Below are 23,075 nucleotides of genomic sequence, written 5' to 3'. Positions count from 1 at the left end.
ACAGCAGTCCCGCTTTTCGTTTCAATCTTTTTCAAATCTATAAGGTTTAAAAAACCTTATAGATTTATTAAAAGTATTTCCACTCCAATCGGGTTTAGTTTACTTAGGTTTGGTTTTCCAAATATGAAACTATCGTCATTGCGAGGTACGAAGCAATCTTACTACTAAGGTTTTCTATCTAGCGCTTAAAGATTGCTTCGTGCCTCGCAATGACGGTAATGAGCTTCTATCCGCTATATCTCACCAAATAATCTTTCCCTTTCTCAATTGCAATTTCAAAAACTCCTTTCTCAACCTCTTTAACCGTTGCACCTTTAACAATTGGTTTCGATTTACTTTTAATTTTAAGCGTTCCTGTTCCAACCGCAGAATTCACCTTAATTTCTTTCTTATTCATGTAAACCGAAATATCGCCATTTGCAGTTGGCACTTTACCTTCCATCCATTCTAAGCCACCTAAACTAGGTTCGATTGTATAGGTTTGGTAACCTGCACTAACCGGACTCACGCCTAAATAATATTTCCCCAATAAATAAATCGGACTAGCACCCCATGCGTGGCAAAGGCTTTTCCCAAACGGGCGACCGTACATTTCCAAATGCTCCACTCCTTTTTTATCAGGATTGTATTCTTCCCAAAAGGAGGTTGCACCTAACTTTAACATCCCTCCCCAATAGTTTTTCATTTCTTTAAGCACATACGACTGCTCGCCCATCGCACACAATGCTTCCAGTTCATAGAAACGCATATATGGTGTCGTAATTTTGGCAACATTGTCATTCAATAATACATTCTTTTTAACGCCTGTTTTTTGCTCTGGTGTAAAATAATCGAAGAAAATACCAAACATATTGGCGTAACGGGTTACATTATCGGTTTGCTTATCATCAATTCTGCTGTGGACTAAAGCATTTTTATTCTGATTCCAGTAAAGGTCGAAAATTTTACTTTTCAGTTCTTTAGCTTGCTTATCGTATTTTGATGCATCATCTTTATTGTTTGCAAGTTTAGCACACAAAGCCATGGTTTCTAAACTTCTGGCGTAAAGTAATTGTTCAAAACTCACCTCACCATCCTTACTTAATTTATCAGCCCAATCAATGAAAATCCAATCGCCTGGCATCCATTCCAACAAACCATTTTTGTTTTTTCTACCATCAATATAAGTCATTAACGATTGCATTCTAGGGTAAATATCCTGCACAAATTTTTGGTCGCCTGTAAATTTGTAGTAATCGTATATCCCTAAGAACCAATAAAAGGAATAGTCCATTATCGTGTTAATGTGGGCAGTAACCGGGTCTTTACCACGTTGTGCCAATAGCGTCCTTTTAACTGTTGGTGCATCAAAAAACGAATAATAATTCATCAGATAACTTTGGTAGGCATCGCCACTCCAAACCCAACGGTCGCGTTTTATACCATCGATAAAAAACTCGCGTGTGTTTAAGTGGAAAGTATATTTGGCTACATCATAAATTTTGTTCAGTTCACTATCAGATGATTTAAAGCTTCCACGCTCGGCAACAGGCGCATACTCGTAAAGCATTGATATTGAATCAACTGTTACATTACCTGAAAATTCTCGATTAACATAACGGAAAGCTTTTGAAAGTGGCATTATTGAATCTTTACGCTGTGATAAATCAACATCAACATAATCTAAAGTTTCACATTTATCTGTAGAAAGTGCTTCTTCAGGCGATTCTCCATAATAAAGACTAGCCCTGCCTTTGCCTCTTAATCCATGGAGTTTTATAAAACCAAAAGTTTCCTTGCCAAAATCTAATAATTCGCCACCATCATGCTTTTTTCTGCTTATGGCAGCCATTGGTTTTACAGGCAATTTGAAAGCTGATGGAAGCGTATTAGGGTCGGTTAAATTCCATGAGCCCGCGGTAACAAAAGTAGTTCCCGACTTATCTGAAACTTTGCCACTTTGGTCAATCCATTCTTTATCTTCAAAAGTAGTTAACCAGGTTTCGTCAGAAACAATCGTTTTCCCTTGTACAAAAATTGCAGGTACAGTTCCTTGACTGTAAACTTTTAAGCTTAATTTATGTTTACCCGCAGGGATTTTAATTGATTTTGGAAAACCTGAAATTGCCTGACCATCAATCTTAACATTGTAAGTTCCCTCTACAAAAAGTTTAACTTCTTCAGTTTCTGTTAGCGTAAATTCTTTATGAAAATCGACCAAAACATAATGGCTATCCATTTTCCAAAAAACAGGAAAAAATGAGCCGCGTTCTGTTCTGCGGTTTTGCATTACATTACTCATATAAATATCAAAATCGCCAGGATACCAAATCCATGATGCTTTTTGAGCCAGAACAGGGCCTATGAATGCGCTGAAAATAGTAACTAGAAATATTTTTTTTAAGTTTTTCATCTTGTATGGATTTATGTGTCGTCCTTTCGACCGTAGCGGAGAAATCTTTGTACCTTTTAGTCCTTTTAAAAGATTTCTCCATTCCGCTGCGCTTCGGTCGAAATGACGACTTATTTATTATGTATTAATGTCCGTTAAAGAAAATGTATAAGGCAATCATTATAATGGTTAAAGCGCCAAAAGAAATCCAAACTCGGCGTGTTGGTTTCTCGGTATTTGCTAAATGCTCTTCGTTTACTTTATAAACTGATGGCGATGAATCAGTAAGTGAAATTGTTGTAGCCAAAACGGCTAACAAAACAAAAATCAGGAATGATAAAACCAAGTAGTGTGGCCAGAAATTGTATTTTGTTGATGGAAAAATCCACAAGTAACAAACCCCAATCCCTAAACTGATAAAAGAACCTACGGAAAGCGTGAAGTTAACTGCTTTTTTGGTTGTTCTTTTCCAGAAAACTGTAGATAAAAACACAACCGATAATGGCGGAGCGATAAAACCAAGCACAGCTTGAAAAATATCGAATAACTTTAAACCTTGGATGTTATCTATCGCTAAAGCGACTAAAATTGCGAAAATACAACCAGCAATTACAGTTAATCTACCTACTTTAATTACTTGGCTTGTTGTTGCTTGTGGATTGAGTTTTTTCACATAAACATCCATCGTAAAAACAGTGCTTAACGAATTTAAGCAAGAGCCAATTGAGCCGACTAAAACCGCAATAAGTACTACAATCACTAAACCGTTCATTCCAGGGGGAAATAAGGTTGTTACCATTGTCATATATGCCATATCTGCATTTTCTAATCCAGGATACAGAACATAACACAAAATACCAGTAACGATAAAAAGCGGCAACGATAATATTTTAAGCCAACCAATAAAACTCACGCCAAGCTGACCTTGCTCTAAATTTTTAGCGCCCAAAACTGATTGTACCATCGATTGGTCTGTACAGAAAAAAGCGACCGCAGAAACTGGATAACCTAACAGAATAGCATACCAGGGATATTGCGGGTCGCTGGCTGGCTGTACCAAATTCCAAAAATGTTTTGGGGTATTTTGGTAAAGCGCAGTAATACCCCCTACTTTTTCCAATCCCAAATACGTTAAAGCGAGCGATACACAAATGAGCAAAATCATTTGAAAAACATTTACTTTGGCAATGGCTTTTAATCCTCCAAAAAAAGCAAATAGCCCTGCAAAAGCAACAATTACCGTTACTGATTGCCACATCGGCACGCCTAAAATTTGGCGAACTAAAACACCGCCAGCAAATAAACCGAGCGACAGCCAGGAAATTAAAATCTTAATTAAGGCATACCAAGCCAATATATTTTGGGTAGAATCGCCATAACGGTTTCCCATAAACTCGGGCATGGTGCTTACTTTTGCAGCTAAATATTTAGGTGCAAAAACAATAGCCAAAAGGAACAAAAAAATGAAGGCATACCACTCGAAATTTACAGCTACAATGCCTGTTGTGTAACCAATACTTGCGAATGCAACCAACATTGATGGACCAACATTTGTGCCCCACATGTTGAAACCAATGCTGCTCCAACCCAAAGATTTATTCGCTAAAAACAAGTTTTCATCGCTTTTCTTTTTCGAAAAACTTGCCCGATATCCGATAATTACCAGAATGACGAGGTAAGCGATGACAATGAAATAATCTAAATTGGTTAAGCGTTCTACAATGTTATTCATTGGTTTATTTGGTTATTAATTGTCCTAGCCGGACGGGCTTTTTTCTTTTGACAACAAAAGAAACAAAATTGCCGGCTTAAAATTTTTGTTTTGAAGTCTGTACTTTGGCCCTATTAAGTGTCCCGTCATTGCGAGGTACGAAGCAATTTTTATTCGGTTGCAATCTAGACTAAAGTTGTAGGCTTGCTTCGTGCCTCGCAATGACGACCGTTTTAATTATTTCATTTCTTTTCCGTGTCTTCTGTGTTTCCGTGGCAACGATTACAATCCTATCGATTCTCTTGTTATATTATTGGCCTGCAAAATTTCATCTATTTTTACAGGTAAACCAGTTTCCATTGATTTATCCATTGCCTGTAGAAGTGCAACCGTTCCAATACCTTCTTTTAAATCTGGATAAGCCGTAAACTTGTTATTAATGCTATCCGCAAAATAATCCAGGTAGTTTTGGTACTCTCCGGCATGGTGGCTTTGCCCTTCGAAACGGAAATAATGTTTTAAAGTCGCATCACCCCAGATAATTACCTTCTCTTCGCCGGTTTTGCTAGTTACCGAATAGCGTAATTCATGGTAATCGGCCTGGCTTGCGCCTTCCGTTCCACGTAAAATACAGCTCATTCCACTATCTCTGCTTGCAGGCTGCGTCGGGCCTGTATATGCACCACTCACACGAGCGATTCTACCATCTTTAGCTTTAAAAATAAAGTGCATAGTGTCTTGATTCTTCAATCCTGCTTTCAAGCCATTTGAACTCAGCATTCCATAGCCCATTACTTCTTCAATATTGGGCATGTACCAACGTACAAAATCAACAGGGTGGCTTAAGCCGCCGTATAACCATTTAAAAGATTGTTTTAACGACCAACCTTTTTCTAAAAACCAGCGATGGTCGGCGTGATAATAACTTTCTATCGTAATTAATTCGCCAATTAAACCTTTATCAAAATCTTTTCTTTGGCGCATTGCAGGCTCAAAAAAGCGAGAACTTTGCCCAACGAAAATCTTTTTTCTTGATTTTTCACTTAATTCCAGAAGTTCGTTTGCTTGCGCTAAATCATCAATAAATGGCTTAGTGCAAACTACATGCTTACCATGTTGTAAGGCCAATTTAATGTGCTCGAAATGTAGATGGTCGGGCGTGTAAATCGCAATCATATCGATTTTATCGCTCGTTAACATATCTTCGTAATTGGTTGTCCAGTTTTGAAAATCGAACTCCAAAGCACGCTCTTCGCAAAGTTTTCTATTAGCGTCGCAAATTTGAATCAATTTAAATTTTTTACTTGCCAAGGATGCAGAAATGGTACTTCTGCCCTCACCTAACCCTAAAATCCCTAATCTTAACATATTTATATTTCTCTAAGCGTTATTGTTTTTTCTTTTTTTGTCATTCAGTTAACCACTTCGTCATGCTGAATTTATTTCAGCATCATATGCTAAATAATCTTGCTTTCAAGACTCTGAAATAAGTTCCGAGTGACGACCGTTTATAAATAGATCTTTTTAATTTCCTTTCAATTCCCGTCATTGCGAGGTACGAAGCAATCTTAATGAGTCAATTATAACGTTTGTTACAATAGATTGCTTCGTACCTCGCAATGACGAAAAAATTATTCTATCGACTTAAAAAACACCCAAACCTCATCTGGTTTTGTGCCCTTAATTCCCTCTTGATATTTCTTCATTATTGTATTCCATTCATCTACTCTTGGGTTATTTTGCGTTGTTCTTGGATTCAAATCATCCAGTTTTTTCCCTTTAGGGATGCTGATAATCAGCATCAATTGCCTATCTTTTTTAAAAATCGCCAATCGCTGAAATTCCGCATTGCAAAAGCCTTTTGATATTTCTGGCCATTTCTCGAACTGTGTTTTATGGTAATCCAGATATTCGTTTTGAAGCTTTTCATCCTTTACCAAATTGGCTGATAAAATGATGTTATCCCATTCTTCAACAGGTTTTTCATTACAGTGTTTTGCTCTGGTAAAATCGTAAAACAAATTATCGTAAAGCTTAATTTCTTTAGCATTTAACCGCTTTAAGGTTTGTTGTAAACTTTCTACTTTTAATGATGAAGTGTAAACTACCAATCGATTGTTCCATTTGTAAATTGATGAAGACAACAGATTATTTTCCTTTGCGAAGTTTTCTAAGACTTTCTCACTCGGGAGATTTTGATTTTCGAAAACCAACTCAAACACGACCGATTTATCTTCCGCTTGATTAATTCCTCGATTTGAATAGTTAGCTTTTTCCTTTAATAAATATTGAAATTGCTTTTCTAAACCTGCATTTTGCTTGATTTCTAGTGGAACTTTCGGCCCGTTATTCTCCCATAAATTATTTGGTCCGTTTGCGTTCTGAAGATACTTTTCAGTTGGTGTCCAGTTATTTTTTATGGTAAAATGTGAAGAACCTTCATCTGTATATAGGTAAAACCAATGCTCAGGCAGATGGGCATAAGGCGCTTTGTAAATGCTATCGATAACATTTTCAGTGATGAACGATTCAGGTTGGGCAGACAAAGTATAGATACCCGCAACATCATACATGTGCTTCCCATAATGATGAATTTTATTTGCACTAATCATATTGTTATTCATCGCATTTGTCGTTTTAGTCCAACCCCAGCCCATGCTAACCCCCGAATACGAAACATCACGAATCTCGTTGTGCAAAATTTTAATACCGCGAACATAGCCTGCTCCAATGCCAACAGCGCCCCAATCTTCATTGGTTACATCCGTAATCAAATTATTTTCGATTACATCATTCGTAGAAATTTCTCTTTTATCGGATGGATTATAGGGCAAATGCACTTCTGTGGCTTCATCAGAAAATGTACCAATTAGAATTGCCGAACCTCCAATATCCTTAAATAAATTCCCTTGGATAAGATTATCGGCTGTGCCTTTTTTATAATCCAATCCAATTGATGCAAGATGTTCAAAACGACAAGATTGAAAGTTAGTATGGTTTGCATAACTCACTTCTACCGCAGCAGCAGGCCTGCCAACCCAAGCCTGATTCTCTAAAGTTGCTTTATCAGGTGTTCCAGGTGTTTGCAATTTGTAAGCATCGAGCATGTACATGCCGGCTTGATGTGGCACATGCCCAAATTTTGATGGCCGTAACCAACTAGAATATTCAAAGGAAATCCCTTTGAAACTCACAAAAGAAACAGGATTATCAATCGTTCCTTCAATCTTAACCAGATTTTCCAAAACCGGAGCAACAACATCAGCCTGAAGCATATTTTCATTTGTCCTTGGCCAATAATAAAGCTTGTGATTTTTCAAGTCTTCGTACCATTCGCCAGGCTCATTTAAGAATTGAATTGCATTAGTTAGGTAAAAAGCAGAGTTTCCAGTTTTTTCAGAAATCCAGGGCGCAGGCCAGGGATGTTCTGATTGAATTCTACTTTCTGGCTGCATGAAGGTAAGTTCTACACTACTACCTATAATTTTAACAGATTTTACACGAAGATTTGCAACCGCCCACCATTGATGAATGAGCATCTCCATGCCTTTGATATTACTAAGGTTGATGTTTTTTTGAAGCGGAATCCGGCAAGTTTGTTTTTCCTTATCCCAGGATAAAATTCTGCCCATTAGCTCGCCATTATAGTTTTTAGCTCTGGTGGCTTTCTTGCCATTAACCCAAAGTTGGCGGAATTGCAAATCGCTTCCATCAAAATTTGGAACGTCCGTAACCCAAACCTTACCCATTGCTTCTTTTGGTAAACCAGCAACAGATTTAATTAACTTTTTCCATCCATTAACATTTATTCCACCACTTAAAACAACTTTTTCAGAGGCAATAATCTCAGTCGGACTATCCTTTGTACCTGAATCTTCAGGGCGAATAATTATAGGTTCATTCAATTGGTAAAAACCTTTTTCAACGTAAATTTTTATTCCATTTTTTACGAAAGAAGCATTTAACCGCCTCAATTCACGAGCTTTTCTAATTGCAAATTGTAAAGAGGCTAAGGGTTTTTCTTTTGTTCCGATGTTACTGTCTGAACCATTTTTTGAAACGAAAATATCAGCTGCGCTTAATTGAAAGCACATCAAATTTAAAATCAGTAAAACGGATAGAAAAATTCTCATAAAAATGTTATTCGGCTTGAAAAATGGACTTCAGATATTTTGTATTCGCAGAAAAATTGTACTTCACGTTAGTAGGTTGTTTGGCATCACGACTACGTTCAATAACTAACCAACCACTCCAACCCATCTCATCTAAGGTTACTTTAACCTTTTTTAGGTCGATTTTTGGGTCATTTTCTAACCAAACCCCATCTTCATTTGTGGCATGGATTTGAATAATATTTTTACGACCTAAAATCCGTAATTCTTCGTGCAAATCTCTGCCGTTTTTTATAGCATTCGAGAAATTAAAATAGCTTTTTACATGCTTAGAGTCTATTTCTTTTAGCAATTGCAACTCACCTTTTGCATCCAATGAAGTTTCAATTCCAATAACAACGTTTACTTTTTTCGCCATTTTACCAGCGATTTTCAACCGTTCGATAATTGGAGCTCTTAATTCAGGGTTTTTAACCAAATCACCTTGAACACCCAAAGGAAGAAAAACAACCTTAACATTCATCGCCTTTGCGGTATCCAAACAATCTTGAATCATTTTTTGATAGGTTGGTCGTGTAGCAAAAGATTGAGCGTAAAATCCAGTCATCGCCAAAGCACAAAATTCTAATTTTAATTCCTTGGCTTTATCCAAATATTCCTGCCTGATTTTTGGGTCTGCGAGTTTGTTATCAAAAGTTTCTCTGTTGCCCAAACCGCCCATATCAATTTCCAAACCATCGGCACCGATTTCTCTTGCAAGTGGCAATGCACTTATTTTTTGGCGTTTAAGAATCATCAAATCAATAACCGCAACTTTGTATTTGCTTTTTAAAGTTGATGCTTTTAAAATATTCGGCATCAATAAAGCGCCTGTAAGCAAAGCGGCATTGCTAATAAAAGTTCTCCTATTTTGATTCTTCATATTAAATTATTTTGTCGGTTGAGGAAATAATTTCTCCAGATTTTCAAATCCCATAACTGCATTTTTTGGTAATTTTTCGCCCTTATCACCAAAAACATACATCGCATTTTCTTTTTCGATGGTTACTTTACTTTCATCATATTTTCCAGATTTATCTTTAACTGCAACCCCATTTAGCTTGAAGTTTTTAATCAGAAAATCGTAAAGTGCAATACGCTTATTAATACCGAAATCATGTTTTTCGGAAGGGAGATGAACATTCTCAACTTTATCTGTTACGCCATAATAACCATACATTTTTTGCAGATAAGGAAAATCATGTTCAGGTGTGTGTGCTGTCCAATCGCTACTATCAGACACCAGCAACATCGGACGAGGAGCAGCAAATGCTGCCAATTCTACGTTATCCGTTCCGCCGCCGCATTGATGGATGGGCATACCACTTTCGCAAGGACAACCGCCATAAAAATATGACGACATGGCCACAACAGGTGCGCTTAATTTTATTCTATCGTCCATAGCTGTCATTAAAATAGAATGACTTCCTGCTCCAGAACCTCCACTAATGCCGACTCTTGTAGTGTCGGTTTCTTTTAACGAAGTGAAATAATCTAAAATTCTGATTCCGCCCAAAGTTTGAACCGACTGCGCTAAGCTTTTGCGATGGTCTTCATATTTGAATTGAAGCATTGATTCGCCCCATGCAAATAAATCATAACTAAAAGCCATTGCGCCCATACGAGCAATTGTTGCACATCGTAGCTGGCAATCGGCACGGTAACGTTGTTTTTCCCAATGTCCATCAGGACTTAAAACCACTGGGATTTTACCTTTTGCATTCAACGGTTTGTACAATGAGCCATTAATCCAAACGCCAGGTAAAATCTCTAAAGCGATATTTTCAACCGAATAGCCATCAAAAATTCTTTTGGCTGTGATTATGGGTTTTGAATTGATTTTTGCTGGTAATGGCGATAGCATTAAAGCTTTGTAAAGCTCTGGTTTAATTTCCGCCTTGCGTTTTTCCCAACTTTGCTTGTCGGTGTATTTTGTTGCCAACCCATCTAAATAAGCCCAGCCATCTTCAACTTCCCAACGGTAATATTCGTATTCTTTTAACTTGTAAACACCTGGTTTTTCTTTGTTTACTTTCATATCCAAAGGTGTAAGCACATTAGCGAGTGTTTCATCTACATTAGCACGGAAACGCCAGTCGGCATAGCTTACCCATTTGTCTTTTACTTGTGGTTCGCTGTATTTTATCTGAACTTTAAAGCGCATTTCAATTTCTTTTAGAACTGCTGATAAAGGTTTTTTGTAGAGATTATCAGAGTTTTGCGTTTGGGCGGATGAGTAAAAGGTTAAAAAACAACATAGTATGGCAATAAAAGATTTAGCTATAAATCCTCCCCCAACCCACTCCAAAGGTGGGTAGCATGATTTTGAAATATTATTTACGACATTCTTAAAACAAAATAGACCTCCCGTCATTTCGAGCGACAGCCGAGAAATCTTTGTAACTAACTCAAAAGATTTCTCCACTGCGGTCGAAATGACGGTAGTGTGTTGTGATTTCTCTACCTTTCTCATGGCTCTTCGTTTTTAGTTTCACCGATAACTGGGGCAGTATAACCCTTTAAGGATGGCCAAACTCCATTTTTAATCTTCTTCAATTTTAACTTTGATGGGTCGACAACAACATGCTTAATTTTTTGCCTTCTCCAGGTATAAATGAAATGTAACATACCATCAGAAGTTTGAATAACCGCTGGATAAGAATACTGACTAATCGGCGAATCTTCTAAAATAAGTGCCGCCGACCATTCTTTTCCATCCTTCGAAACCGAAACATTTAATGGTGTTCTGGGTCCTTTTGCTAAATCGCCTGGAGGCAAAACATGGTTATAAACTAAAACATGTCGTCCATCTTTCATCGTCACGGCATCTGTACCGGAATTATTATTTGGCAGTGTGGTCTTGACTAAAGCCGACCAGGTTTCACCATTGTCTTCAGACCAAGATTCAACAATTGCTCTATTCGCCGTTCTGGCCAAAATCTGTAATTTTCCATTACCATGTTGCAAAATACTTGGCTGAATGGCCTTAATTCCATTTTCAGCAATTGGCCCTACAGTTCTCCAGGTTTTACCATTATCTTTTGTAACCTCAAAATGAATTTTCCAGCCATTACCTTCTTTGCTTGATGGTGCAAACAGGTTTCCATTGCTCAATAAAACTGGCTTATTTTTCACTGGACCGATGTAACCGTTGGGTAGTTTTGTAGCTTCAGACCAGGTTATACCACCGTCTTTCGAAGTTTTCATCATGCCCCACCATTCTGATGGTTTTGGTCCGATTTTATAGAATAATATTAAATCTCCGCCAGGTACTTGATATAAAACAGGGTTCCATGTAGGTAATCTTTTTCCATCTGCCTGAATACCATTTGCAGCTGAAACTGGTGCCAACCATTTGCCATCAACAAAACGACTGATGTAAATTTCTACATCAGGGTCGCGTTCTCTGGTTCCTCCAAAATATGATGCCACCAAGCCTGTTGGTGTTTCGGCAATTGTTGCAGAATGACATGATGGAAATGCTGCCTTCTCATAAAGGAATTCTTGTTTTACGATTCCTGTTTGCCATTTTTCTACTTGGGCACTGGCTGATGTTGCCAATGTTAAAACAAGTCCTAATGCGATGTATATTTTTCTTTTCAACATAATAACTTTTAATCAAATATCTATAAATGGTTGTCATTGCGAGGCGAAAAACAATCCAAATGCTATCGTTTTAAGATTGCTTCGTGCCTCGCAATGACGATGAGTAAAGCAAGATGCTTATTAAATCATCTTGCGTCATTTCGACCGTAGCGGAAAAATCTTTTAAATAAGCTTTAAAGATTTAGCTTTGGTTCTCGGTTTCGTTGCACTCCACTCGAAATGACGATAATTACTATTTCCCTTCCACCACAAACTCATAATCTCCAGAGCCAACCTCATAAATTGCCCTGCCTTTATCCATTTTTATAAATTTTATATCTTTTATTGATTTCACTTTTTCCGAAACTTCGTTTTTGTTATTTGCAGGAATGTAAACCTGTGCAGTTGTATTTGGTGGCACGCTCACTTTCCAACTGAACTTATTACCAGTTTTAGTATAACTGCTGTTTATCATTCCATAAACTGAATTATAACTTGCATTAACAGAATTCAAACCTGCAATCATTTCTGGTTTTAAAGTGATTTGCTTAAACGCCGCATTTTCGGATTTTATTCCCGCTAAATTCTCATAATACCAAATCAACAAATCGCCAAGCATCATTACATGATTTTGCGAATTCATTTTAGGGTTGGCGGTGTTTCCGTTCCATAATTCCCAAATCGTAGTTGCGCCATTATCAACCATGTAACCCCAACTTGGATAAGTTTTTTTCGTAGCAATGGTGTAAGCCAAATCTGGTCTGCCATAATCATTTAAACAACGCATTAACCACTGAATACCAACCAAACCATTACTCAAATGACCTTTATTTGTTACCTCAACTGTGTAGGTAATATTTTTGAAAACGCTCTCAACTTTTTCTTTTGGCACCATTCCAAAATAAAGCGGTATAATATTTTCGGTTAATGCATTTGAAGCGTAATATCCTTTTTCGTTGTAATATTTCTGGTTAAAAGCATCCTTAATTTTATTGCCTAAAACCTCATAAGTTTTAATATCAGCTTCGTTGCCAATTGCCTTTGCAAACTGCATCATCAACTGAGTGAAATGATAATAATAAGCAGTGGAAATTAACGCTGACGGATATTTTGTATCGGCACTTTTGCCTCTGCCAAACTCTATCGTAATTGGTGGCATACACCAATCGCCATAACTATCTTTTGTTAAAATGTAATCTTGCATGTAGCGGTCTTGCATATAAGCCAACCACTTTTTCATTGCCGGGTAATTATCCTGAACTGCAGAAACATCACCAGTTTGTTTGTACAACATCTCTGTAACCAGAAGCATTGCGCCTGGCCAGGTCATGTTATCGCTGTAGTAACGCCAAAAAGCAGGTGCAACATCTGGAATCGCACCATCTTCTTTTTGCGAATTTCTAATATCCTGTAACCATTTCGAGTAAAAACGACCGTTATCAAAAACGAAACTTTCGCCGTAGGCAACCGCACCTCTATCACCTAGCCAAGGCATACGCTCGTTACGTTGCGGACAATCGACTGGTATACCTTTGTAACTTCCTGCGATTCCCCACCAGGCATTTTTGAAAATCTGGTTTGAAAGGGCATCCGAAGTTTCGAATGTGCCAACGGTTTTAATGTTGTCGTAAATCATCTTGCCAAGAAAATCATTTAGCGATGGCTGATAAGTATAACCGCTTAATTCCACATATCTGAAGCCACGGTACGTAAATGTTGGCTCCCAGGTTTCTTGTTCGCCACCCTTTAAAGTGTATAAATCGGTACATTTCGCATTGCGAAGATTGGCTGTAAAAAGCTCGCCATTCTCTTGTAACGATTCTGCAAAACGCATTTTAATTTGTTTTCCACGCAAACCTTTTACCTTTATTTGCAACCAACCCACCATATTTTGGCCCATATCAAGCACATATCTTCCGCCAGATAATTTTGAGATTGAAACTGGTTTAAGCGTATTCATCACCCGCATATTTTCATTCATCTGCGATTCAATTGTTCCGCTTGGCTCTTGTACGAATTCTGCCTTTGTCCACTTGCCATCGTCGAAACCTACATTATTCCAACCATTAGCTTCTTTGGTAGCATCATATTCCTCGCCATCGTATTCATTATTAGTTCTGATTGGTCCATCGGTTGTACCTTTCCAACTATCATCGGTGTCAATATTTGCGGTAGAACCATCACTATAAACAATGCGAATATTCATCAGCATTTTTGGGAAACCAAAAGTTTTAATTTTATATGGCTTTTCATTTTGGCGCATGGCGAAGAAACGGCCATTCCCTAAAATAGCTCCTACAGCATTTTTACCGCTTTTAATGTATGATGTAACGTCGTAAGTATTGTATTTTACGTTTTTAGTATAATCTGTTGCTGTTGGCGATAATACATCTTCTCCAACTTTTTTACCATTGATGTATAACTCGTATAAACCCAAACCAATGATAGATGCTGTGGCAGATTTTACAGTTTTAGCCGCTTGAAATTCCTTTCTGAAGTACCTTGCGGATAAACGGGAATCGGTTTTAATATTATCCCATGGAAAAGCTCTATCGAAACCTATCCAACCTTTTGGCCAATCTTTATAATTCAACAAACCCATCGAAAAATAATTATCTGCCGACCATTCGCTTTGCCCCGTATTTGTCCAGATTTTAACTTTCCAATAAACTTTTAACCGACTGGTGAGTGCTTTCCCATTATAAGCTACATGAATAGATTCAGATGAATTAACCTTTTCAGAATTCCAAATATCACCCTCGTTGGCCTTTAATTTTTCTGCTGATGATGACACTAAAATCTGATAGGCGCTTTGCATCACGTTTCGTTCTTTAGCAATAATTTGCCAGGCAAAACGTGGTTTTTGAACATCAATCCCCAAAGGGTTTTCCAACATTTCGCAGGTGGTTTTTTGCAAGGTAATTTGCGCAAAGGTTTGACCAACTGAAAATATGCAGATGCTGATGATTAATATGAAGGTTTTAATACTCATTTACGCTAGCAGTTGATTACACTGATTAATTGAGGTTTTTTGCAAGGTAATTTGCGCAAAGGTTTGACCAACTGAAAATATGCAGATGCTGATGATTAATATGAAGGTTTTAATACTCATTTACGCTAGCAGTTGATTACACTGATTAATTGATTATACTGATTATCTTTCATTTACGCTCATGTGGCGGTCGTCATTTCGAGCGAAGTAAAACGAAGCCGAGAAATCTTTTCATTGGTTCAAAGATTTCTCCGCTGCGGTCGAAATGACGGTGTTAAAATTTATCTGCGTTAATCCATTTTTATCTTTATATGTTTCATTCATTAGATTGCTTCGTCGTTCCTCCTCGCAATGACGAGCTCCATAATCGTCATTGCGAGGCTGGGTTCGAGCGAGCCGAAGCAATCTATTTTTATTATCTCCCGCTGATTTCACAGATTACCGCAGAAAATATTGATATCTGCGTAAATCATATTAAATCTGCGGGCAATTTTCTTCTTCTTTTTCTTTGTAAAAATCTTCCCCTTCTTTGCGGTTAAACCTTATTTTTCACTAAAATCAAAATACAAAGTCATATCCAATGCCCTATTCGGTGCCTTATCAAAATCGTAATAAATATTTTTCATACCCATTGGCCCAGTTGTTTCTGGTTTCTGCGTTTTTGTTCCAATTGCCGAAATTCCATTCATAAAGGAAATATCTCCATTCGGAAAAGTTGGACTCATATTATCATACTCCGTATCTTTCGATTTCTTCGGTGTAAATAACCTTAAAAATACGTCCTCCCTATCCGTTACCACTTTAAAACTTTGTGATTTCCCGATAAATTCACACCAATACATATTTGAGTAATAACCTTTAAACTCTGGATATTGCCAAGCTGGTTCTCCGGTTGCCGAATCATTATAATCCTTTTTCCAAACACCAAACTCAGCTCCCTTCATTCGGTTTTTCCAAACGCGGTATGGTCCATTTCCTTTATATTCAACCGATTTAATTTCTGTTTCAGGATATGAAAAATTCAATCCTACAAATGTGGTAAAGTATTCAGATGGAAAATATTTAACCTGCATTTTTAACCAACCTGAAGGGTAAATTGTCCATTCTAAAGTATTCCAGCTTTCTTTTTTATCATAAGCAGATGAAATAACCAGATTTTTGCCATCCATTTTAGCTTTAAAATTTTTGAAGTTGTTTACACCTTCTTGCAAAATTGGACCATTAGAGAATGGAATAACACCCTTTGTGTTTTTTGCTTCTTGCAGTAAACCAGTTGTTTTATCGAAAGTTAAACTGATTCCATTAGCAGAAACTTGATACATTTTAGCATCTTCCTTTAAAATCACCTTTGATGAACCAGTCTTTACCACAATTTTTTCTGCATCGTCTTTTGGTAACGCAATTGGAAAACTCCAGGTGAATAATTCTTTTCCGTAAAAATCCTTTACAGTCAAATACAAGGCATCAAAGCTCTTCCAATCAGCTGGAAGATTAACTTGTAGCTTGCCTTTTTCGAAAGGCTTTACATTCGGTGCATCGGCTTTGCCCGATTTAAATTCAGCATCTTCACCACCTGTTTTCAATTTCTTTAATTTCCAATCGAAAGTGCATTGATTGAGGTTCGTAAAAGCATATCTGTTTTCTAGTAAAAACGAACCATCAAAACCAGCGGTCATTTCTCTCTTCTCTACAAAAACAGGACTCCAAACTTCTTTAATGGTAAAGAAACTGCCTTCTTTTTCATGGTACGGTCCGACAATTCCGTCAGGACCATGATTTCCATCGGTATCTAATTCGCCATTTTTATCGGTACGCACAACGGCTTGGTCTGCAAAATCCCAAAGAAAACCACCTGCCGAAAGCGGATTGTTCCACATCGCATTCCAATAATCTTCTATACCAGCCCCATGGCCGCCATCCCACATGCCATGCAAAAATTCGGTTGGCATCAAAATATTATGTCCGTGGTCATAACTGCCAATTCCATAATTAAATTCACGGTAATGCGTGGTTTCGAAACCATTAAAAACTTCCCAAGGATGAATTAACGGGCGTTTTTGGATGTCTTCATCAGCAAAAAGATGGTCAAGCTCGCGATTGTGACCACCCTCATTTCCGTTCGCCCAAAATATTATCGATGGATGATTTTCATCATTTACAACCATTTCTTTGAACAGTTTTGTTCCGGTTTGAGTATCGTAATTGCCATGCCAACCTGCCAATTCATCCATTACAAATAAGCCAAGCGAATCGCAAACATCCAAAAAATGTCCATCAGGTGGATAATGCGACATACGCACCGCATTCATATTCATTTCTTTCATCAACAAAACATCAGCAATGCTGATTTTTTTACTTGTTGTTCTGCCAGACGTTGGGTAAAAAGAATGTCGATTTACGCCCTTGAATTTCATTTTTACACCGTTTAAATAAACGCCATCGCGTTCTTTAACTTCAACCGTTCTGAAACCAATTTTCTTTCTAATCTGATGTATGGTTTTGCCGTTTTTAATTAGCGAAATGGTTGCGGTGTAAAGGTTTGGAAACTCTGATGACCAAAGCGCAGGATTTTTAAATCCCTGCTCGATTTTGGTAAATCCCGAAGTTATTTTAGTAGAAAAATCACTTCCAAATTTCTTCCCATTGGCATCTGTAAGTTCTATGTTAATTTTATCGGCTGCGCCTGAAGTAAAAACGTTAGCCGTAAAAATGCCATTTGCCTTTGCATCAATTTGAATTCTATCGATGTAGGTTTGTGGCAAAGCTTCTAAATAAACCGGACGAAAAATCCCTCCGAAAATCCAATAATCGGCCTTGCGTTCGGCTTCATTTACAGATGGATTTGCAGAATGTTTGGCAACTTTAACTTCCAGTAAATTTTCTCCTGATTTTAACAGTTTTGAAATATCGTATTTAAAAACATAAAATGAACCTTGATGAATTGCACCTGCCGATTTTCCATTGATTTTCACCTCGGTATCCGTCATCGAACCCTCGAAAACGATATTGATTTTTTTGCTTTTCCAATCTCCAGGAACGATGAAGTTATATTTATAGAGTCCTTCTTCTTTTCCCTTATTTGCTTCTTTATTGAAACCATAATTGTACTTGCCGAAACCTTGCAATTCCCAATTTGAAGGTACAGGAATAGTGGTCCATTTGCCAGATTTCATACCATCAGTACAAAAGAAATCCCAGTTAACGGTATTATCGTTTCCAGTTCCCGAAAGAAATAATTTCTCCGTTTGCTGGGCATTTAAAGCACCATACAGATTTATTAAACACAAGAAAAGGATGAATCTAAGTTTCATTAATTGGCTTTAAATTGATTAGTTAATGGATTATCAGTGCGGAATGGCAAGGCAGGCAATCCGTTACTGTAAAAATTTCCTGTTGGGCTTTCAGTCCAGTCGTAGCGAACTGCGACTGGTGCTGCAATTTCTTTTGATGAAACCACAACTTTTCCATTTTTTATAATTGCATCGGCATTTACAAACTTTCCATCATTGCCTGCAATTGTAAATCCTGTGATGTTTCGGCTTGATGATTTTAAATAATCAAATTGCAAAATAGCTTCACTCTTTTTAAAAGAAACAGCTTTATAAATCGGACCAGAAAAATCTACTTTTTTATTGTAGGTTTTGCCTAATGCTAAAAGTGCCAACCGCCTACCCACTTCCCATTTGTAGGTTGGGTGTAAATCGCCTCCGTTATCATTCAAGTCTGAGGTAGAAATCATTCCGGTATTCGGCATACGCAATATTTGTTGCTGTGCTTCCCAAAAATTAGGTTCTGTTTCAGCGGTCAACGTAACTTTGTCGCTTTTCTGTTTGCTGTAATCGAAAGGCGCAATTTGTACGTAATAGAAGGGCAAATCTTTTTCGCCCCAGGCATTTCGCCAAAGGTTAATTAAGGTTTTTAATTTGTAAGCATAGCTGATGGTTTCGTTTAAGAAACAATTAGTTTCGCCTTGATACCACAGAAAACCCTTGATTTTGAATTTTGACAGCGGTTCAATCATTGGTGTATAAAACTTGCCTGGGTCGTTGCTTACTTTTTGGCTTTTGAAATAAGGCTCTTGTGCAAATGCTTCTGGCGATATCCAGGGTTCTATGGCACTGCCTGAAACAGATGAAGAAATTACACCCACAGGAACACCTAACTTATTTTGTAGTTCCTTCGCGAAGAAATAGCCTGCGGCGGAAAATGCTTTTAATGCTGAATCTTCGGCTATTGCCCAACTTTTATGTATAGAATCTGGTTTGATTAACTGCTTTCGATTAACGAGGAAAATCCTGATTTGCGGATTATTTGCCTTTTCAACTTCATCTGATGGAAAACCTAATTTTTCATTTTTAGGCTTCGGAATTTTGGCCAGCTTGCGCATTTGATATTCCATATTTGATTGACCTGAGCAAACCCAAACTTCGCCAACTAAAATATTGGTTAGTTCGATTTTATTTGAACCACTAATAGTCATTGTTTGTGGTTGTAAGGAGGTTTTCAATGGAGATAAAATCACCGCCCATTTTCCGTCTTTATCGGTAATGGTTTGCCTTTTTTGGCCTGCAAATTTTACTTCTATTATTTCTCCTGCTGATGCAAAACCCCAAATATTTATGGGTTTATCGCGTTGCAAAACCATATTGCTTGATAAGATTTGCGGCAAAAGGATTTTGGCATTTGCAGAGATGGGAAAAAGCGAAAATAGAATAATAAGCGTCGTCATGTCGAGCGAAGTGCAACGAAGTCGAGAAATCTTTTTCGTTAGGCTTAAAGATTTCTCCGCTACGGTCGAAATGACGGATAAAATAGATTGCTTCATCGTGCCTCCTCGCAATGACGACGTAGTTGGGCGTATTGCAGGAATGGCGCTCGTCATTGCGAAGCTGGGTTTGTGCGAGCTGAAGCAATCTGGCTCACGTTTCGTCATTTCGAGCGAAGTGCAGCGAAGTCGAGAAATCTTTCTTGTTTGGTTTAAAGATTTCTCCACTACGGTCGAAATGACGGTTAGCAAAGATTGCTTCGTCGTACCTCCTCGCAATGATGACATAGTTGGGCGTATTGCAGGAATGGCGCTCGTCATTGCGAAGCTGGGTTTGTGCGAGCTGAAGCAATCTGGTTCACGTTTCGTCATTCCGAGCAAAGTGCAACGAAGTCGAGAAACCTTTTTTGTTAGGTTTAAAGATTTCTTCGCTACGGTCGAAATGACGGTTAGCAAAGATTGCTTCGTTGTGCCTCCTCGCAATGACGACATAGTTGGGCGCATTGCAGGAATGGCGCTCGTCATTGCGAAGCTGGGTTTGTGCGAGCTGAAGCAATCTAACTTATCTGATGAGATTGCTTCGTCGTGCCTCCTCGCAATGACGACATAATTAGTAACTTTTCCCATCTTAAAACCCTTCCGTTTTTAAATACTTAATCGAATAAACAGCTTCCTTTTTCTCTGATTCTCCTGCATTTTTCAAATCATAAGTCTGGTCGGCGGGCGTATCTACATTAGGAAAGCGACGAACTTCGCCAGTGCGAAACACAATACGTGAAACATCAGCCACTGGCTGAAAAGCTAAACTTAATGAAAGTTCTTTTTCATTAACCGTAAGCGAATAAAATCTGGTGTGGGCGTCTAATTTCAACTTAATGTCATAGCTTTTTCCAGCTTCATATTTCATAAAGTTTTTATACCGAGAACCATTCTTACCGCTTAAATTTCCGGCCGTATCAAAAGTTAAGCGAACCGAAGCTAATCCTTTTGCATCTTGCAATTCAATCTCCAACAAACCGAAATCATTTTGTTTAGGCGTTACCGAAAATGAAGTAATAATTTTCTTAGAAGCAGGAAAAATCCGCTCTGCTTTTGCATAATCGAATGGGTCTTTATCTTTTAAAACTAAAGTGCCATTTTCAACTTTTATAGGTGCCCACAGCGGACTATAAATATTCCACGATTCCAAAGTTTTATTGCTGCTAAAATTATCGTCCACATGTTTTAAAACTTTTTCATTTACTGGTAACGGAACAGAAGACACCCAAATATCTTCCTTATTCATGCTGTAGGTAACCCACAACTTTCCATCAGCAGGTTTTCCATTACCCTCTTCAATGCCACGAACATACTGCGGACCGTAAGATTTGTAATTTCCACCGTAACGCATTGGCGTAATTTCTCCATTTATCAATAGCAAATTGGTGTAATCCAGTCCGTTTTTACTCATTGAAATGGCCAATGGCCATCTGTATTCTGATGGATTATAAACGGTTGCGTAATTTCCGTCAGCGGTTTTTTGCCCCCATATTTTAGCATTACTGTTCACAAATCCAGGTGCACGAAATGCACTTTCTGGCCAGCTCTTGCCATTATCGTTGCTGATTGCAGTCAGCGCATTTTTCCATAAGCCAACCACTCTTCCATCAGGTAAATGGTAATAACTAAAGGCTTTGTATTGCTTTTGCAAAGTAATTAATGGGTCTTTTCTATCCGCTTCTTCATTCCATTGTTGGGTCATTAATTTATTAGCCAATAACTCATTACAAGCAGTAACAAAAGCTTTGTTCTTGCTTCTCGTAAAATATGGGTATTTCGTGTTTTGCTCCGAATAACCAGGATTATAGTGAATGAAATAAATCGGTCCGTACTTCCCATCAGACTGAATTTCGCGAACAGCTCTGCCAATTCCATGACCATCGTTCGGGTCGTCTTTAGCATCAAAACTAATCGCGTAAAAACCTAAAACCAGAAATACATTTTTTGTTGAAACATAGAAACCCATGCGCTGGTGCATTACGGCATCTAAATCTTTTGCAACATCGGTTCTACCTTCTTTTGTCGTGCCATCCGCAATTCTATAGATTGGAAAAATCACATCAGGCTTAGTCCAGGTGGAACCATCTGATGAAGATTGCAATAATGTTTGTCCTGGCGGGATGCTTTCTCCAACCTTATCGCTCAAATATTCTACATAAAATTTGTTCTTCCAATAGGCCAACATCGGCGCATGGTTATATGTCCAGCCAAAGTTTTCTGCTAATTCTGGGTGTTCTCGGTTTGCCCTGAACGTTTGGATATTGTGTACCCCAACCACTGGTGTTAATTGTCCATGATGGTAATCGGCATTAACCAAAGTTTTACCTGTATAACGAACGGTATCTTGCGCATGCGAGATTGAAAGCACAAGTGCAAATGGTAGTGTTATGTAAAGTATTTTAAATATTTTCATTTTTATATGCATTCCGTCATTGCGAGGCACGAAGCAATCTCATCAGCAAATAAGATTGCTTCGTGCCTCGCAATGACGAGTTGGTTATTTATTCTTCAATCCCTCAATCACTTTCCTTTTCACTTTTATTATTGTTCCATGCTTATGGCCTTCGGGGATGTAAACCTCAGAAGTTATATCCTTAAAATTTTTGAAATCAGAAGTTTTATAGGCTGTGTATGTTTTCTGCCCATAAGCATCAAAATAAATCAACCAATCGTTTTTTACTTTTACAACCGTTGGTCCTTCTGTTAATTTCGGACTAAAAGTTTCTGAAACATCTTTATAAGGCCCTAAAGCATCCTGGGCAAAGGCAACTTTTAAATTCCGATTCGGGCGAGTATTATCTTTCAGAACCAACACATAATCTTTGGACGCTCTTTTTACAATTACCGCATCAATTACACTAAAACCTGGGTCCAAGAATAATTTTGTCTCTGAAAAGGATTTAAAATCTTTCGTTGTTATCGAATACATTCGATGGTTGTTTTCTTCCTCTTCGATACCTTTTTTAAAACGAAATGGAATGGTTGAAGCCCAGATAATTACAAATTCTTTCTTTTCATCATCATAGAAAATTTCTGGTGCCCAAACATTAACCGTTTTTGGTTCATGCGCCATCACCGGAAGAAATTTTTGCTCACTCCAATGAATCAAATCTTTTGAACTGGCGTAGCCGAAACCCTTATCACCTTTCCAACTACAAGTCCAAACCAAATGAAAAGTACCGTCCGGACTTTGTACAATTGACGGGTCACGCATTACTTTTTGTGCACCAATTTCTGGTTTGAGGTAGGTTTTGTTTAAATCTGTCCAATGGTAAGCATCATAGCTATACAAATACCTTAAGCCTTCGTTAGCAGGCTCATGGAATGAGGTAAATAAATAAGCTCGCTTCGAGCAAGATGTTAATCCACATAAAAATAAGCCGATTATAGCCAAACGAAATGATGATATGAATTTTGATTTAAACACTTATTATTCTTTTTTTTAGTTGCTAGTTTTGTCA

The 23,075-nt window shown here is 37.8% G+C and carries 13 protein-coding genes; 1 reads left to right on the top strand and 12 read right to left on the bottom strand.

Annotation, left to right across the window (positions count from 1 at the left end; genetic code table 11):
* Nucleotides 1-226: 226 nt before the first annotated feature.
* From R2Q16_RS19105 to R2Q16_RS19060, 10 genes are all read right to left on the bottom strand, one after another.
* Nucleotides 227-2,392, bottom strand: a complete 2,166-nt coding sequence (locus R2Q16_RS19105; protein WP_316739496.1) for an amylo-alpha-1,6-glucosidase — start codon at nt 2,390-2,392, stop codon at nt 227-229.
* Between the two features lie 124 nt (nt 2,393-2,516).
* Nucleotides 2,517-4,103: a sodium:solute symporter family transporter gene (locus tag R2Q16_RS19100; RefSeq protein ID WP_316739494.1), complete on the bottom strand. Its 1,587-nt coding sequence runs from the start codon at nt 4,101-4,103 to the stop codon at nt 2,517-2,519.
* A 261-nt stretch (nt 4,104-4,364) separates the two neighbouring features.
* Nucleotides 4,365-5,450: a Gfo/Idh/MocA family oxidoreductase gene (locus tag R2Q16_RS19095; RefSeq protein WP_316739493.1), complete on the bottom strand. Its 1,086-nt coding sequence runs from the start codon at nt 5,448-5,450 to the stop codon at nt 4,365-4,367.
* Between the two features lie 263 nt (nt 5,451-5,713).
* Nucleotides 5,714-8,215, bottom strand: a complete 2,502-nt coding sequence (locus R2Q16_RS19090; RefSeq protein ID WP_316739492.1) for an L-rhamnose mutarotase — start codon at nt 8,213-8,215, stop codon at nt 5,714-5,716.
* A 7-nt stretch (nt 8,216-8,222) separates the two neighbouring features.
* The gene (locus R2Q16_RS19085) at nt 8,223-9,116 is read right to left on the bottom strand and encodes a sugar phosphate isomerase/epimerase family protein (RefSeq protein WP_316739491.1); all 894 of its coding nucleotides are present in this window, start codon (nt 9,114-9,116) and stop codon (nt 8,223-8,225) included.
* Nucleotides 9,117-9,122: 6 nt separating this feature from the next.
* On the bottom strand, nt 9,123-10,706 hold the full coding sequence (locus tag R2Q16_RS19080; protein ID WP_316739490.1) for an acetylxylan esterase: 1,584 nt from the start codon (nt 10,704-10,706) through the stop codon (nt 9,123-9,125).
* Nucleotides 10,703-11,839 (bottom strand): sialidase family protein, encoded by a 1,137-nt coding sequence (locus R2Q16_RS19075; RefSeq protein WP_316739489.1) that lies wholly within the window; start codon nt 11,837-11,839, stop codon nt 10,703-10,705. The genes R2Q16_RS19080 and R2Q16_RS19075 overlap by 4 nt, the downstream gene beginning before the upstream one ends.
* A 232-nt stretch (nt 11,840-12,071) precedes the next feature.
* Complete coding sequence (locus R2Q16_RS19070; RefSeq protein WP_316739488.1) at nt 12,072-14,810, bottom strand: alpha-L-rhamnosidase; 2,739 nt, start codon at nt 14,808-14,810, stop codon at nt 12,072-12,074.
* Nucleotides 14,811-15,352: 542 nt separating this feature from the next.
* Nucleotides 15,353-18,121, bottom strand: coding sequence for a glycoside hydrolase family 2 protein (locus R2Q16_RS19065; protein WP_316739487.1), 2,769 nt, complete (start codon nt 18,119-18,121; stop codon nt 15,353-15,355).
* Nucleotides 18,121-19,479, bottom strand: a complete 1,359-nt coding sequence (locus tag R2Q16_RS19060; protein ID WP_316739486.1) for a sialate O-acetylesterase — start codon at nt 19,477-19,479, stop codon at nt 18,121-18,123. The genes R2Q16_RS19065 and R2Q16_RS19060 overlap by 1 nt, the downstream gene beginning before the upstream one ends.
* Between R2Q16_RS19060 and R2Q16_RS19055 the strand changes: the two genes are divergently transcribed.
* Nucleotides 19,457-20,185: a hypothetical protein gene (locus tag R2Q16_RS19055; RefSeq protein WP_316739485.1), complete on the top strand. Its 729-nt coding sequence runs from the start codon at nt 19,457-19,459 to the stop codon at nt 20,183-20,185. The two genes, R2Q16_RS19060 and R2Q16_RS19055, sit on opposite strands and share 23 nt — an antisense overlap.
* Before the next feature lie 18 nt (nt 20,186-20,203).
* Here R2Q16_RS19055 and R2Q16_RS19050 read toward each other — a convergent pair whose 3' ends face one another.
* A complete protein-coding gene (locus R2Q16_RS19050) occupies nt 20,204-22,027 on the bottom strand; it encodes a six-hairpin glycosidase (protein ID WP_316739484.1) in 1,824 nt (607 codons plus the stop codon).
* Between the two features lie 84 nt (nt 22,028-22,111).
* Complete coding sequence (locus R2Q16_RS19045; protein ID WP_316739483.1) at nt 22,112-23,041, bottom strand: glycoside hydrolase family 43 protein; 930 nt, start codon at nt 23,039-23,041, stop codon at nt 22,112-22,114.
* Nucleotides 23,042-23,075 lie beyond the last annotated feature (34 nt).

The sequence above is a fragment of the Pedobacter aquatilis genome (genome assembly GCF_032678425.1).
Classification (GTDB): domain Bacteria; phylum Bacteroidota; class Bacteroidia; order Sphingobacteriales; family Sphingobacteriaceae; genus Pedobacter; species Pedobacter aquatilis_B.
Note: the sequence above shows the minus strand (reverse complement) of the source record. Positions and strands in the feature narration are given on the sequence as shown.

Excerpts from the sequence above, each read along its gene's own strand:
- R2Q16_RS19105 (WP_316739496.1), bottom strand. The coding sequence starts at position 2,392 with ATGAAAAACTTAAAAAAAATATTTCTAGTTACTATTTTCAGCGCATTC.
- R2Q16_RS19100 (WP_316739494.1), bottom strand. The coding sequence starts at position 4,103 with ATGAATAACATTGTAGAACGCTTAACCAATTTAGATTATTTCATTGTC.
- R2Q16_RS19095 (WP_316739493.1), bottom strand. The coding sequence starts at position 5,450 with ATGTTAAGATTAGGGATTTTAGGGTTAGGTGAGGGCAGAAGTACCATT.
- R2Q16_RS19090 (WP_316739492.1), bottom strand. The coding sequence starts at position 8,215 with ATGAGAATTTTTCTATCCGTTTTACTGATTTTAAATTTGATGTGCTTT.
- R2Q16_RS19085 (WP_316739491.1), bottom strand. The coding sequence starts at position 9,116 with ATGAAGAATCAAAATAGGAGAACTTTTATTAGCAATGCCGCTTTGCTT.
- R2Q16_RS19080 (WP_316739490.1), bottom strand. The coding sequence starts at position 10,706 with ATGAGAAAGGTAGAGAAATCACAACACACTACCGTCATTTCGACCGCA.
- R2Q16_RS19075 (WP_316739489.1), bottom strand. The coding sequence starts at position 11,839 with ATGTTGAAAAGAAAAATATACATCGCATTAGGACTTGTTTTAACATTG.
- R2Q16_RS19070 (WP_316739488.1), bottom strand. The coding sequence starts at position 14,810 with ATGAGTATTAAAACCTTCATATTAATCATCAGCATCTGCATATTTTCA.
- R2Q16_RS19065 (WP_316739487.1), bottom strand. The coding sequence starts at position 18,121 with ATGAAACTTAGATTCATCCTTTTCTTGTGTTTAATAAATCTGTATGGT.
- R2Q16_RS19050 (WP_316739484.1), bottom strand. The coding sequence starts at position 22,027 with ATGAAAATATTTAAAATACTTTACATAACACTACCATTTGCACTTGTG.